Origin of the sequence: Leptospira kobayashii (genome assembly GCF_003114835.2) — a bacterium.
In the GTDB taxonomy this organism is placed as follows: Bacteria; Spirochaetota; Leptospiria; order Leptospirales; family Leptospiraceae; genus Leptospira_A; species Leptospira_A kobayashii.
Window position 1 is genome coordinate 227973 of the sequence record NZ_AP025028.1, and the last position, 12947, is coordinate 240919.

The following is a 12947-nucleotide window of genomic DNA, read 5'->3' on the forward strand; positions in this document are numbered from 1 at the left end:
AGCCTGGTTTCCACAACCAGGCTTTTTCATTGAAAGAGATGTATTCGGGATTATTGTGCTACCGAAATCACCTCATCTCTGTTGATGATATTTACTATATGTTTGTATTCAGGAGAATCTTTTCCATATTTCAATTCAGTTGCACGAAGAAGGTGAACGTTTTTCTTGTAACGATATTTGAATAACATATCATCCGGTCCTTTGGACTTTTTGATCATGTTTTCTTCGAAAGAATATGCACTCGCAAGGTATTTGTGAGCAGGGTATTCTTTTTCGTTGTCATCAATTTCCAAGTAAAGCTCTAAGATCGGGATACATTGCGGTAGATTTTGCAAATCATACTCTACAAGAATCCAAGAACGATATACGTCGCTCAAAAGTCTTTTGAACTCAGGTCTTTCTCTTAGATCAGGGTTTTTGATTTCATCTAAATGATTGATTGCTTTAGAGAAGTAGTTAAGAGCATCTTGTTTCGCTTTCATTTTTTCGCGGTAAACAACTCTTTCTTCTCGGGCACGGCGATCTACTTTTTGCCAGTACCATTTTTCATCTAAGCGTTTTTTCTCAGCTTCTTCCTTTCGGTATTGTTCTACCCATTCTCTGTTTTTCAGAGTGGTATTCACACCTGATTGGTAGTTGGAAAGAGCCAATCGGAATTGGTTGTTTGCGAAAGTTTTGGAAAGTTGGTGCAACTCTTGGAAAGTTTTATTGTAACCCTTGTAGTCGGGGTTTTTCCAGATGGATTCGTGTTCCATCACAGTTGCTTTTCTTTTTTTCTGATCTTCAGTTAGCTCAGCGTCATCATTTTCAGGAACGAGTTCACCTTTGAGAAGTTCGTCGACTTGATCTTTTGCCGCTTGGCCGTCTTGAGCATTTGCATCTTGCGCGAACATCGCGCTAGATCCTAACACTAACTGGAGAATGAGGAGATATTTAAAAATCTTCATAGTCGTGTGACCCTTTTGTCTCTTTCAATATTTTGAAGAAAGGAATAATTCTATTTCTTCAAAGAAAGTATCGGAAACCAATTAGTCAATAATAACGATTTAACCTGGAAAAAAACCTTTTTCTTTTAGAAAAATGAGACCGGAATGTCTAAATAAGAGACATAAGTCGATATTTCCCTTCTGAATCTCATTTCTTGACATGCGAGAATGGTTGGGAAGACTGCTACGAAGATGAATCTTTCTGAAGCAACAGCCATTCGAGAGGGTAGCCCACAGTGCAAAAACTGCGGGGGGGTCGGTTTTACCCTTGTGGAGAATGTCCGAGGTTCCCGTTCGGGGGCTTTATCGCTCTGTTTTTGCGTTGGTTCCGACTGTAACAAATGTGAGTCGAAAGGTCAGGCGCCTTATTTGGTTTTTGATCAGTCACAAAACAGGATGCTTCCGTGTGTTTGCCATAACGCCCGTTTATCCGTTCGTAATTTGGAGCAATTGGTGGAGAATGCAAACATCCCTGCCCGTTATAGATTTCAGTTTTTATCTACGATTGATTTGGGGGAGAGCAATCACGACCCCGATCTTTCCTTTATTGTGGCACATGATTGGGCCAATGAATTGGTTCATAGTTGGGCCGATCCTTCTTTTGTTCCCCAAGGTTTTTATCTTTGGGGAGGTACAGGTTCGGGTAAAACACTTCTCGCCTGTGTGATTTTGAACGAACTTATTTTTCGCTACGGCGTTAAATGCAAATATGCTAAAGTCAATAAAGACTTCCTATCTGCCATTCGGGATACCTACCAGACGGACAGTGAAACTCACGGACAGGAAAGATTCATTGAACGCGAATTTGCCAACGTAGATGTACTTGTCATTGATGATTTCGGAGTTCAAAAAGAATCCGAGTTCAACAATCGAAAATTATACGACCTCATAGATAGTCGCTATGAACAGGAAAAGATCACTCTTCTTACTTCCAATCATCCTTTGGATGAATGGAGGGAGAGAGGTCAAGGAAGAATCTACTCCCGTTTGATGGAGATGACCAAAGAGATCCAGTTGAAATGTCCTGATTATAGGATGAAGTTCACACCGGAGAGGGTTTGAAGTGAAATACTCAAGTATCGCTTTTCTCTCTCTCGGATCGAACTTAGGTGATCGTTTCCATTATTTAGAGCAAGCGGTTTGGGAAATTTCCTTATTACCTGCAATCACAATCCTATCTCAGTCAAAACCTCTCGAAACTTTACCTTTGGAAAATACGAACCAACCCAGTTTCCTAAATCAAATCGTCAAAATCAGAATCGTACCTTCCTTTACTTTGCCATGTCTTTTGGAAACTTTGCAAAGTATCGAACAGAAGTTGGGAAGACAACACCGCTCTTGGAAAGGCCCGAGAGAAATCGACATAGATATTTTAACTTATGAATCCGTAGTGATGAATACGGATTTTCTAACTCTTCCGCATCATTCCCTGTTCACCCGTCCTTTCATTAAACAGATATTAAATGAAATGGGTGAATCGGATTTATATACTGTATTTCAGGATGTCTATAATGAAAAATATCATTCTAGAGTTTAAAAAAAAGAAAGAAACAAACACCCCCATCTCCGTTATCACTTGTTATGATTATAGTTTTGCAAAACTGTTCGCTCAAACGGAAGTAGATTCCATTTTAGTCGGTGACTCTATGGGCAATGTGATCCAAGGTCACGGATCAACAATGCCTGTCACTCTGGACGATATCATCTACCATACGAATGCAGTTTGCAGAGGTGCTTCGAACAAAACCATCATTGCCGATATGCCTTTTTTATCTTACCAAACCTCAGTTTCCGACGGGATTCGTGCCGCAGGTACGATAATGAAAGAAACCAAAGCGGATTGTGTCAAATTGGAAGGGGACTCGGATCTTGTGATCGAACTTACTCAAAGGTTGAATGAAATAGGAGTTCCTGTGATGTCTCATCTGGGGCTCACTCCTCAGTCGTTTAACACCTTGGGAGGGTATAAAGTGCAAGGGAAAACTCCCGAGTCCCGCGCCAGAATGATACAGAAGTCAAAGGAACTTGTAGATGCGGGTGCTTTTGCCGTTCTTTTTGAAATGATTCCTGAGTCTTTGGGCAAGGAAATCACCGAATCCATTTCCGTGCCTACCATTGGAATCGGAGCAGGAAGATACACTTCCGGTCAGGTTTTGGTAATGCAGGATCTCTTGGGGATGAATGATGAATTCCATCCCAAGTTTTTGAAAAAATATGCAAACTTTGCAGATGATATAAAAAAAGCCGTTGGGGATTATCATGACGATGTCGTGAAACATCTATTCCCCGGAGAAGAGAACGGTTTTAAGGATTAGCGTTTTTTAAAGAAGTGAACTCCGAGGATTGGAATGATCCCCGGAAAATATTTTGATTAAATTTTTCTTTTTCTGACCGACTCAGCCAGTTTTTCCAACATAGGGACGGTCGTTTCCCAGGAAACACAAGCATCCGTAATCGATTGGCCGTATACCAAAGGTTTGGCGTCGATGGATTGATTGCCTTCTTTTAAGTGACTTTCCACCATCACACCTAAGATGTATTTGGATCCGGCCGCAAATTGATTGCCGACCGATTCAAGTACGATCGGTTGTCTTCTGTAATCTTTTTGGCTGTTCCCATGGGAACAATCAATCATTACCCGGGCAGGAAGATTGCTTTTTTCAATTTGTGCGCCCAGTTCGCCGATTGACTGTTCGTCGTAATTCGGGCCTTTGTTGCCGCCTCGTAAGATTACATGTGTGTCGGGATTTCCCGCAGTTTTGAAAATAGCGGAACTACCTTGGTTCGTAACGGATAAAAAATGATGGGAAGAGCCGGCGGAACGAAGTGCATCGATTGCAATCTGCACATTTCCATCCGTTCCGTTTTTGAAACCGATGGGAGCGGAAAGCCCGGAAGCAAGTTCTCTATGCACTTGGCTCTCCGTGGTTCTGGCACCGATCGCTCCCCAAGAAACCAAATCGGCAACGTATTGAGGTGAGATCACATCCAAAAATTCCGTACCGCAAGGAATGCCTAAGTTATTGAGATCGAGTAAAAGTTTGCGTGCTGTTTGTAAACCTTTGTTGATATGAAATGATCCGTCCAAATTGGGATCGTTGATGAGTCCCTTCCAACCTACGGTAGTACGCGGTTTTTCAAAATAGACTCTCATCACAATTACAAGTTCTTCTTTGAATTTTTCAATCATGGGCCGAAGAAGACCCGCATATTCCATAACGGCTGCCGTATCATGAACGGAACAAGGTCCGACGACAACTAATAGTCGTTTGTTGTCACGGCCGTGGATCAAATCGGAAATTTCCTTTCTGGCTTTGGTTACCACTTCGGCGGCTCTGTCAGTCAAAGGTAGCTCTTCCATGATCACGGAAGCTGGGATAAGGCTGTGCTCTTCGAGGATTCTTAAATTATCTGTTTTTTTCATTCTATTTGAAGTATTTGGACTAGTATTTTTGCATCGTCGGATCGACTAGATCGGAGTAAGCCAATACTCCACCCACAACATTTTTAAAAGATTTAAACCCTGCTTGTCCCAAGATCCCACAGGCCATCCCCGAACGACCACCTGACCGGCAATATACGAGAATCTCTTTTTCTTTTTGATCTTTTAGTTCGTCGATTCGAGCAGCCAATTCCCCTACGGGAATGAGTTTGTCCGTGCCCGGAACAAGTGCGATTTGTTGTTCGTTCGGATTGCGAACATCTAAAACAAAAAAGTCATCTTTTCCTTGGGCTCTCGCATCTAAGCGAGCCTTAAAGGATTTTACATCAATTTCAGGAACTCCCACACTCATACGGCACCCCCAATCTCATCTAGCTCTTGAGTTGCAAGCTCCCACTTACTAGTTAGACTCGCAATCTCATTTTTAATTTCGTTATATGTATCCATTTCCATTTGAAAACTTCTGTTTTTATAGAACTCCGGGTTTTGAAGTAACTCTTCTTTATCCTTTCGGTTCTTTTCCAAGCGTTCCAACTTAGTTTCTATTTCCAGAATTTCTTTTTCCAGTTTTTTGCGTTTGTTTTTGCTGGCTACGGACGTATCTTTCTTAAGTTCTTTCTTTTCCTTATTCGCAGGCCAAATAGGCTCGTCCTGGTCTTCTTTATGAAATTTCAGATAATCGTCAAAGGAGCAGTTGAGATTTTGTAGTCTGCCACCGGACAATTGGAAAGTGCGATTGCAGAGTCCTTTCAAAAAATCGGGATCATGACTAATGATCAGAAGAGAGCCGGGATAATCATAAAGAGCCCGTTTCAAAGCTTCCCGAATAACAATATCAAGGTGATTTGTCGGCTCGTCTAAAAAAAGGCAATTTGTCGGCTGTTGGATAAGAAGGGACAACCGGAGGCGGCTTTGTTCTCCACCTGATAAGTGTTTTACGGACTTGAAAACTCCGTCTCCCGGGAAAGCAAAATGACCGAGCAGGGTTCTTGCTTTTTCCTCGTTCAATTCCGGGTATTTTTTCATTACCGTCTGAACCAGGTTGAGAGATTCGTCCAAATCCTCTCCGTGGGTTTGGGAAAAATAGCCCAATTGAGTTTTCGGGCCGTAGTAAATGGAACCGGAATCCAGTTTGTATTGTTGCAACAAGGTTCGCATGATGGTCGACTTACCGGCGCCATTCGGTCCTACGAGAGCGATTTTATCCGTGGCCGAAATTTCCATTTCCGCACCGTCGAAGATAAGTTTTTTCTGCCCTGTGATTTTATCGGGAAAAGAAAAAACTCCTTTTTCCATTCGGAGGATGATATTGCTGGAAGGAACAAATTGAAATTGGTAATCGGGCTTTTGGTTCCAAAAGGATTCTTCGGGATTTTCAACTTTGTCTCTTTTGTTCAACCTTTTGATAACCGATTGCACCTGACGTGCCTTAGTTGCCTGGGCACGAAACCGTTCCACCCATTCCATTCTGGTTTTGAGATAGGATTCTTCCTTTTCGAATTGTACTTTCAATTTTTCTTGAATTTCATTTTTTGCTTCGAAAAATTCTTCCAGACTTCCTTCAAATTCGAAAACACCTTGAGGATTGATTTCTACAATCGTAGAAACCGTTTTATTTAAAAATTCAGGATCATGAGTGACCAGTACAAATGCCTGGTTTTGATCGATCAGATAATCAGCTAACCAGTTTTTGGTTTTGTCATCCAGATGGTTTGTTGGCTCATCCAAAAGAAGCAAGTTATGAGGATTGAGAAGCGCAATTGCGAGTCCGATTCTATGATGATAACCGGGAGAAAATTCTTTGGTTTTGCGTTCAAAGTCGTTTTGGCCGAAACCGAGTCCGGATAGAATTTTTTTTGCTCTGGATTCCAAACCGTGCAGGTCATGAGTATGGGCAAATTCTTCCAGATCGCTTTGATCGTGTAACAAGGATTCGAAGGCGTCCGAATCGGGATCCGTCGTTTCAAAACGATGTTCTATATCGTTTCGTTTTCCAAGATAGTCGTTGTAGAGTTTGTTTTCGGATAAAACGGTTTCGACTACTTTTGCATCCGGGTTGAATTCCGGGATTTGCTGAAATAAGGAATGGACCGTGTTTTTAGATCGGATAACTTCGCCTGACTCAGGTTTGGTTTTCCCGGAAGCCATTTGGAAAAGAGTGGTTTTGCCGGACCCGTTCGGTCCCACAAGCGCAACTCGACAGCCCGGTTTGATATGCCAGCTGAAGCCCTCAAATAAAACTTTGGGTCCGTAGTGTTGGTGGATTTGTATAAATTGGATCAAGGGAGGCGGGGAGAAACCCGCTATGACACGGGTTTAATTTTTGGAGGATTAACCTTATTTTTTGGCTAATAGTTCCTCTTTTCTTTCACGAAGGTGTTTGATGTACTGGCTGGATTGCCCGTTCATTGACTCTGCGGATTTTTTAATGGCAGCATCGATCTCGTCGATGGTCATTTTGGATATCTTCTTGTTTTTCTTTTCTTTTTCTTCAGCCATGGAAGTTTTCCCCTTTTAGGTACGTCACTAAGATTCTTCCAGGATTGTTGTACTCGGGTCCCAGGCAAGAAATAATCTTTGTATAGGAACTGTATTGGAAGCATTTTGCCTGAGTTTTGCCGCTCCGCGAGTGTTTGGCACTGCAAATTTTAGGGATAAAACTGGTTTGCCAAAAGAAAGAGCGATTTTAGAATCAAGTTGTTGAAACGAATCCGCTTTTTTTTTAAACATCTCTACGATTATGACATCCACGGTTTGGCCTCCGAGATTTCATTTACGTTCCTTCTCACCTTATTTCCGTTACTAGTTGTGTTTGTTTCCCTTTTAGGAATTGCACAAGATCCGAAAACAATCAATATGTTAACCGACCAGGTGGGAAAAGTACTTCCGCAACCTATCTTTCAGCCGATTGACAAAAGCATCGAAAACTTAACAAAAGTTAAGAGTATTAAGATCCTTACTCTCAGTCTTGTTTTTTCTTTTTTTTCCAGCCTTGCTATTTTCGGTGCGATCGGAAAAGCTTTACGATTCATCAATGACGACGATTCCAAAATCGGATTTTTCAGAAATCAATGGATCAATTTGCGCCTAATGCTTGTGGCTGCGGGATTGCTGATTTTGTATTTTTATATCAGTTACGGACTATTGCATTTCGAAAAGTATTTATTCAAAAATTGGAAGGTGTTCGTATTTAGAAAATATCCCGAGATTTTTTTACCCGTCATCGCATTTTTAATCATTGTTAGTTTGTTTACGTTTTTTTACTCTTATGTTTCCAAAAAAAGAACTTTATTCAAAGACAGCTTGCCCGGAGCGATTCTTGCCGCTTCATTATGGGTGCCTGTTACACTTGGTTATCAATCTTATTTGCAGTTCAAAGATGCTACGGTAAATTACTCTTTTGCTTATGATCTGCTTTCGAAAATGGTTGTATTGATGATATTTGCTTATATGAATGCCACCTTTTTTCTTTGGGGTGCCGTTTGGAATCGAATCAGTAATTTTGATCTTGTGAAAAAGCCGAAGAAAAAAATCAAATACGAAGATTAGCGATTAAAAGATAAAATCCTTAAAAATACGCATCAATCCAATACGAAATCCGGTTCTAAAATCCTAGGACAAAACGAAAGTATAATCGAAAAATAATGACGCGCCAGGGAATGAAAAAGCCATTCCCCGCTTTCATTTATCACTTCCGCCGAATCTAGTTCAGTATAACCTTTCTTTTTAAACAACTGATCAAGATTCCAATCTTCTTCTCCCGGAATGACTTGGACTTTTAGAAAAGCATAAAATCTATGTTCGGTGGTATCGTAGCGAAATACAAGGGCTCTTCCCGCGAGGGGATTGCGAACCGTAAATGTCATCCAAGTATTTCCAATCAATTCTTCGTTGGAAATCAGATCGTAAATTTCCCAATCGGATTCTCCTTCTTCTCCGAAAAATTCGCGGAAGGAAGAACGAAATGCCTGCCCGAAATTTTGGTCTACACTCATTTGTTTTTTTATAAAGTTTGTATGCTTTCTTTAAAGCAAACCGAAAATATCGCCTTTATCTCCACTTCCGGAGGTGGAAATTCGCTAAAAATAGGACAGTTTTCGTTTTCTTTTTTGCTTGGGACACAGAGATAACCGAAAGCCATGACGAAAGTCGGGAAGAAAAAAAAGGAATCTTCTTTTCATATAGAACGATCCTTGGAAGGATATTATATCATCTCTCATGGAGGGAAAGATTATGATTGAAACTGTTAATATCACTTGGCCGAACGGAGCCATAGATCCGCGTATTCATTGCCCGGCATGCGGAACTCAAGTATTGTCCCCGCTCGAAGACGATGGCCCCGGCTGTCATCATGTACAATTCATTATAGATAGCGAATCGGGCGAATTTAATTATATTACGGAAGAGTTCGATGAGATCTTGGAACCGTTTCGTAAAAAAGACGTACCTGATTTCGGAGAATGGGAAGCTACTGATACTTTCCTGGATGAAGCGGAAGCCGACACTTTTTTTGCAATGAATGTGATTCTAGCCGGAGAAAGAGAAGATGGAGAAGATTCGGTATGTTTGCGTATCGGATATGAATTGTTTTTCGATGAAGACCAACAAGAGTTATACGATGAACTGGAAAAACGTCACGATGAAGAAGGTCTTCATGATCATAGCCAGAATTAAGGAGAAATAGATGTTATTCAGAGTTTTAGGTTTATTATTATTTGTATTCAGCATTTCCAATTGTTTGATTAGCTACAGGGACTACGATAAGATTCCTCCTGTTCCTGCGCAGGAGAAACAATATGATTCGGAATTTGTTTACGGACTTCCTACTTTTCCCCAATTCAATTTGGGAGGAAGAGAAGCGTTAAAAACATACTTCGACTCAAAGTCTCCTTTTAAAAAGACAACCGAAGGAAATGATATTCCGAGAAACGGGTATTTGGTGAACGTCAAAGTGAATTATAGAAGCCCTTCCACTCCGGCGCTTGCTTTTATTACTTTATCCACTTTGACGGCAACCTTACTTCCTGCTTGGTCGAAACAAGACGGTTACGATATCCAATATCATCTTTATAAGAATGGAAAGCTCGTTCAAGTGTACGAATACCATGTGTTTCGCAATTACACGCAATGGATTCTCTTGAGCTTGCTTGTTTGGGTGAATTTGGACAGCGCAACGGAAAAAGAAGTATTCGAAAGAGTTACCAATCAATTTTTCGAAGATGCCAAATCCCATTTTTAAAAGCTGAAGTTTTCATTTGGATTTTGAGATATTCAATCAATTTGCCCTGGGTTTTTATCCGGGGATTTTGACTGTCTTGGTGGTCGGATTTCTTGTAGGATATATCGCTTCTTTCTTAGGGATCGGAGGAGGATTTGTTTATACTCCTTTCTTTCATTCCTTTTTCCATCTAACGGCGGTTCAGGCGGTAGCCACATCTCTGGCACAAATGCCCGTATCTGCATTGTCGGGACTATTTGTTTATTGGAAAAACGATAAAATCCGCTGGAAAGAAGGTTTCCTTCTATTGATTACATCGATTCCTTCGGCCCAGTATGTTGCTTGGAAATTCGGAAGATTTGAAGATACGGAACTGGGAAGAAAATTGTATTACGGAATGCCGGTTTCCGAATTCGTATATCTGTTTGTTTTTACATTTGCAATGAGTATATTAGGAATTTATAATTTAATTTCTTCCGTTAAAAAGAAAAAAGCTTCCGAATTGAAAAAGTCCAATCCTTCCGAATTTCCTGATAGCGGAAAAACCGGACTTCCCTCCAGACAAAAAACACTGATCGTTCTACTGATTACCGGCTTCTTTTTCGGGGCATTCTCCTCCTTACTGGGGATAGGCGGAGGTTTTCTCGCAGTTCCTCTTTTTGTTTATTATTTTCGAATGGAGCCTGTGGAAGCGGTTGCCACTTCTTTCTTAGGTATTTTTCTGACATCTTTGGGAACAACGATCCTATTTTATTTTCAAGGAAAACTTTATCTGGATCTTGCACTTGTCGGAACTATCGGTGGTTTTTTCGGTGCAAGAGTCGGCTCTTTGAAAGCAGTCAAAGTGGAACCTTATGTCATTCTCAGAATCGCCGGTATTTCCCAACTAGTTGTTGTTACTTGGTATTTCTTTTCCAAGTTTCCGAAGTTATAAACCGTAGATTTCAGATTAAGATCTCTTTCAAATCCCTTCTGGGAGATTCGTAATGATAATCGCTTCGTCCCAATCTTCCCAGTAGTTGGATCCTTTCTTTTTTCTGAAGTCCGAGTTTGGATTTTATTTCATTATAAAAAACCGAACTTTCCGGGTAATCTTCCAAAGCTTGGTTCATCGTATGAAAAGCAAGGTCTTTGCCGGCAGCGGCAAGAGTGAATCGCATAAAATCCATTCCCGTTTGTATCCATTCTTTTGCATCATCGTTTCCTTTTGTGATAAAGAACACCAAACCTTTGCTTGATTTTGCCTGTGACTTAAAGAGGTCGATGGATGCGTTTTTGGATGCTTCCGAATGCCAGCCTTCATAACTTAAATCCAAAAAGAACTTTTTGGCAACCCAGGCTTTAAGCCCCGAGATTCCGTTTCCTTCCAAACTGAGCCCGTCTCTTTTCGAATAGACGTCTTCGCTTTCCTTTCTAAACCAAACTCTTGTTACTTCATTCTGCGCTTTTAGATTTGTTTCCATCGCAAATGAGTTTATTAAAAAAGGAAGATAAGGTTGTATCCTATCTTCGCCTAAAATGAATTTGAGTTGAATTGAGCTGGGACTTGTCAGGCTTTCCAGTTCTTTTGATTCATCTTCCGTAATCCAATCGCCGGAATATTCGCTTCGGTTCATTTGCCTTTTGGGAAGAAAGGAAAACAAAGGATCTTGAGTCTGTTGTTTCCTAGGGGAAATTTGAAATCTTGCTACCGGCAAAACATTCATTTGTTTGGTGGAAGGAATTCCTTTGGGGAATAATGAAATTTTAGAATCATATCCTTGAGCGGCGGCCGCCAATTTCGCCAATCCCAAATAAGTTCCTTGGGTATGATAAAATTGTCTATTGATAGGATCAATTGCAGGGAGGGTTCTATTTTCATCTCCATAAAGTAAAAACGAGGAATCGGATTCTATTTTGATCTTCCATGGTTGCGTGTTATGTGAGTTAGGTGAAAGTGTTGCGGTAAGAATGATTTTTTCTAAGGTTTTTTTCAAACCAAGACTTTCCGCATATAGAAAAGGATCTTGCCGGAACATCAAAGATTCTTCTTTTCCGTAGGCATATAACTTTCCCAGAACAGGAGATAGGGAAAAAATGGCGCTTGTTTGAAAAACTTTGGAAATGAATTTTTTACGTGAAAAAAACGAATGATTCATGAAATTTGATAGTCCCCTTTTTACCCTTTATAAAGTCTAAATTACGATGCTTACTTCTTCCTCTCCACTCAAAATTGATATTGTTTCCGACGTAGTGTGCCCTTGGTGTTACGTAGGCAAAAGAAAATTGGAAATCGCTCTGGAACAATTGGGAAATCGAGTGGTCCCGGAAATCAAATGGAGACCTTTCCAATTGAATCCTGAATTGCCTGAAGAAGGCGTTCCCTACCGGGAACATCTGGTTGCAAAATTTGGAAACGAACGAGGGTTAGATGCTGCTTGGGAAAGAATTATGAAAATAGGAATCGATATAGGAATTCCTTTTCATTTTGAAAAAATCGAAAGAGCTCCCAATACGTTGAAGTTACATACATTTCTTAGTCTTCTCACCGATCCGGCCAAACAGGACAAAATGGCGGATCTTTTCTTTCAGTCTCATTTTATCTCGGGCGCTGACCTTACGAATCGGGAAGTTGTACATGGCATAGTAAAACAATTTATCTCGGATGAATCCATCTTCAATGATGTTTGGGATAAAGGAATGGGAACAAACGATATCCGTCAGGAGATCGCTTACTATCATCAAAATGGAATTAGCGGTGTTCCTTATTATATTTTCCAGGGAAAATACGCAGTGAGTGGAGCTCAAAATCCGGAAATCTTTGTGGAAGTAGTGGAAACGATCCTAAGGGAAGAGGAAGGAGCATAGAATTCGATGCTTATCTTATTTCCAAACAAGAATGATCATTCCTATCGTGATGAAACAGGTTCCCGATAGGATCTTTAAGGATATAGGCTCACCTAACAACCAAAAAGAAAGAAGGATTGTAATGACTATGCTGCCTTTGTCAATAGCGGAAACATAAGAGACAAATCCTTCCTTGATTGCTTTATAATAAAAGATCCAACTGAGACTAGTTGTGATTCCGGATAAGACCAAAAACCCGAATTGAGATTTGGAAAGAGTTTGGATTTCCTTAATCGTATCGTTTTTCAAGCAGATAATAGAAATAATTAAAAAGATAATCACCGTTCGAACACCTAAACCTGTTTCTGCGGATACTCTCTCCAGCCCGAACTTTGCCAATATGGAAGTGATTCCCGCAAAAAACATCGAAAGGATTGAAAATAAAATCCAATTTTCCATTATGATGACTCCCTTT

At 40.5% G+C, this 12947-nt stretch carries 16 protein-coding genes; 8 read left to right on the plus strand and 8 right to left on the minus strand.

The genetic code is table 11. The features are described from left to right. Positions 1-50 precede the first annotated feature (50 nt). Positions 51-947 carry a flagellar coiling protein FcpA gene (fcpA, locus tag DI077_RS01100; protein ID WP_109021896.1) on the minus strand — a complete coding sequence of 299 codons (897 nt, stop codon included), beginning with the start codon at positions 945-947 and terminating at the stop codon, positions 51-53. 231 nt (positions 948-1178) lie between these two features. Here fcpA and DI077_RS01105 point away from each other — a divergent pair, with 231 nt between their 5' ends. Genes DI077_RS01105 through panB form a run of 3 tightly spaced genes read left to right on the plus strand, consistent with a single transcriptional unit; the run spans position 1179 to position 3301 of the window. Further along, positions 1179-2048: an ATP-binding protein gene (locus DI077_RS01105; RefSeq protein WP_167837213.1), complete on the plus strand. Its 870-nt coding sequence runs from the start codon at positions 1179-1181 to the stop codon at positions 2046-2048. Between the two features lies 1 nt (position 2049). Then, positions 2050-2523, plus strand: a complete 474-nt coding sequence (folK, locus tag DI077_RS01110) for a 2-amino-4-hydroxy-6-hydroxymethyldihydropteridine diphosphokinase (protein WP_109021897.1) — start codon at positions 2050-2052, stop codon at positions 2521-2523. Then, positions 2498-3301, plus strand: coding sequence for a 3-methyl-2-oxobutanoate hydroxymethyltransferase (gene panB, locus DI077_RS01115; RefSeq protein WP_109021898.1), 804 nt, complete (start codon positions 2498-2500; stop codon positions 3299-3301). The genes folK and panB overlap by 26 nt, the downstream gene beginning before the upstream one ends. A 56-nt stretch (positions 3302-3357) precedes the next feature. Here panB and DI077_RS01120 read toward each other — a convergent pair whose 3' ends face one another. The 4 genes from DI077_RS01120 to DI077_RS01135 are packed head-to-tail and all read right to left on the minus strand — an operon-like array spanning position 3358 to position 6927. Next, on the minus strand, positions 3358-4410 hold the full coding sequence (locus DI077_RS01120; protein ID WP_109021899.1) for a 3-deoxy-7-phosphoheptulonate synthase: 1053 nt from the start codon (positions 4408-4410) through the stop codon (positions 3358-3360). A gap of 19 nt (positions 4411-4429) precedes the next feature. Then, entirely contained in the window at positions 4430-4780 is a 351-nt protein-coding gene (locus DI077_RS01125) for a rhodanese-like domain-containing protein (protein ID WP_109021900.1), read from the minus strand. Next, on the minus strand, positions 4777-6711 hold the full coding sequence (locus tag DI077_RS01130; protein ID WP_109021901.1) for an ABC-F family ATP-binding cassette domain-containing protein: 1935 nt from the start codon (positions 6709-6711) through the stop codon (positions 4777-4779). The genes DI077_RS01125 and DI077_RS01130 overlap by 4 nt, the downstream gene beginning before the upstream one ends. 54 nt (positions 6712-6765) lie before the next feature. Then, positions 6766-6927 carry a hypothetical protein gene (locus tag DI077_RS01135; RefSeq protein WP_167837214.1) on the minus strand — a complete coding sequence of 54 codons (162 nt, stop codon included), beginning with the start codon at positions 6925-6927 and terminating at the stop codon, positions 6766-6768. A gap of 201 nt (positions 6928-7128) precedes the next feature. Between DI077_RS01135 and DI077_RS01140 the strand changes: the two genes are divergently transcribed. Then, the gene (locus DI077_RS01140) at positions 7129-7977 is read left to right on the plus strand and encodes a YihY/virulence factor BrkB family protein (protein WP_109021903.1); all 849 of its coding nucleotides are present in this window, start codon (positions 7129-7131) and stop codon (positions 7975-7977) included. A gap of 32 nt (positions 7978-8009) precedes the next feature. Here DI077_RS01140 and DI077_RS01145 read toward each other — a convergent pair whose 3' ends face one another. Then, positions 8010-8423: a hypothetical protein gene (locus DI077_RS01145; RefSeq protein ID WP_109021904.1), complete on the minus strand. Its 414-nt coding sequence runs from the start codon at positions 8421-8423 to the stop codon at positions 8010-8012. A 238-nt stretch (positions 8424-8661) separates the two neighbouring features. Here DI077_RS01145 and DI077_RS01150 point away from each other — a divergent pair, with 238 nt between their 5' ends. The 3 genes from DI077_RS01150 to DI077_RS01160 are packed head-to-tail and all read left to right on the plus strand — an operon-like array spanning position 8662 to position 10580. Beyond that, complete coding sequence (locus DI077_RS01150) at positions 8662-9102, plus strand: hypothetical protein (protein ID WP_109021905.1); 441 nt, start codon at positions 8662-8664, stop codon at positions 9100-9102. A 10-nt stretch (positions 9103-9112) separates the two neighbouring features. Continuing rightward, positions 9113-9667 carry an LIC12231 family lipoprotein gene (locus DI077_RS01155; protein ID WP_109021906.1) on the plus strand — a complete coding sequence of 185 codons (555 nt, stop codon included), beginning with the start codon at positions 9113-9115 and terminating at the stop codon, positions 9665-9667. Positions 9668-9683: 16 nt separating this feature from the next. Beyond that, complete coding sequence (locus DI077_RS01160; protein ID WP_109021907.1) at positions 9684-10580, plus strand: sulfite exporter TauE/SafE family protein; 897 nt, start codon at positions 9684-9686, stop codon at positions 10578-10580. A 10-nt stretch (positions 10581-10590) separates the two neighbouring features. On the opposite strand, the gene DI077_RS01165 is transcribed toward DI077_RS01160, so the two are convergent. Next, a complete protein-coding gene (locus DI077_RS01165) occupies positions 10591-11784 on the minus strand; it encodes an Acg family FMN-binding oxidoreductase (RefSeq protein ID WP_109021908.1) in 1194 nt (397 codons plus the stop codon). Positions 11785-11830: 46 nt separating this feature from the next. On the opposite strand from DI077_RS01165, the gene DI077_RS01170 reads away from it, so the two are divergent. Further along, entirely contained in the window at positions 11831-12493 is a 663-nt protein-coding gene (locus tag DI077_RS01170; RefSeq protein ID WP_109021909.1) for a DsbA family oxidoreductase, read from the plus strand. Positions 12494-12508: 15 nt separating this feature from the next. On the opposite strand, the gene DI077_RS01175 is transcribed toward DI077_RS01170, so the two are convergent. Then, the gene (locus DI077_RS01175; RefSeq protein WP_109021910.1) at positions 12509-12931 is read right to left on the minus strand and encodes an EamA family transporter; all 423 of its coding nucleotides are present in this window, start codon (positions 12929-12931) and stop codon (positions 12509-12511) included. Positions 12932-12947 lie beyond the last annotated feature (16 nt).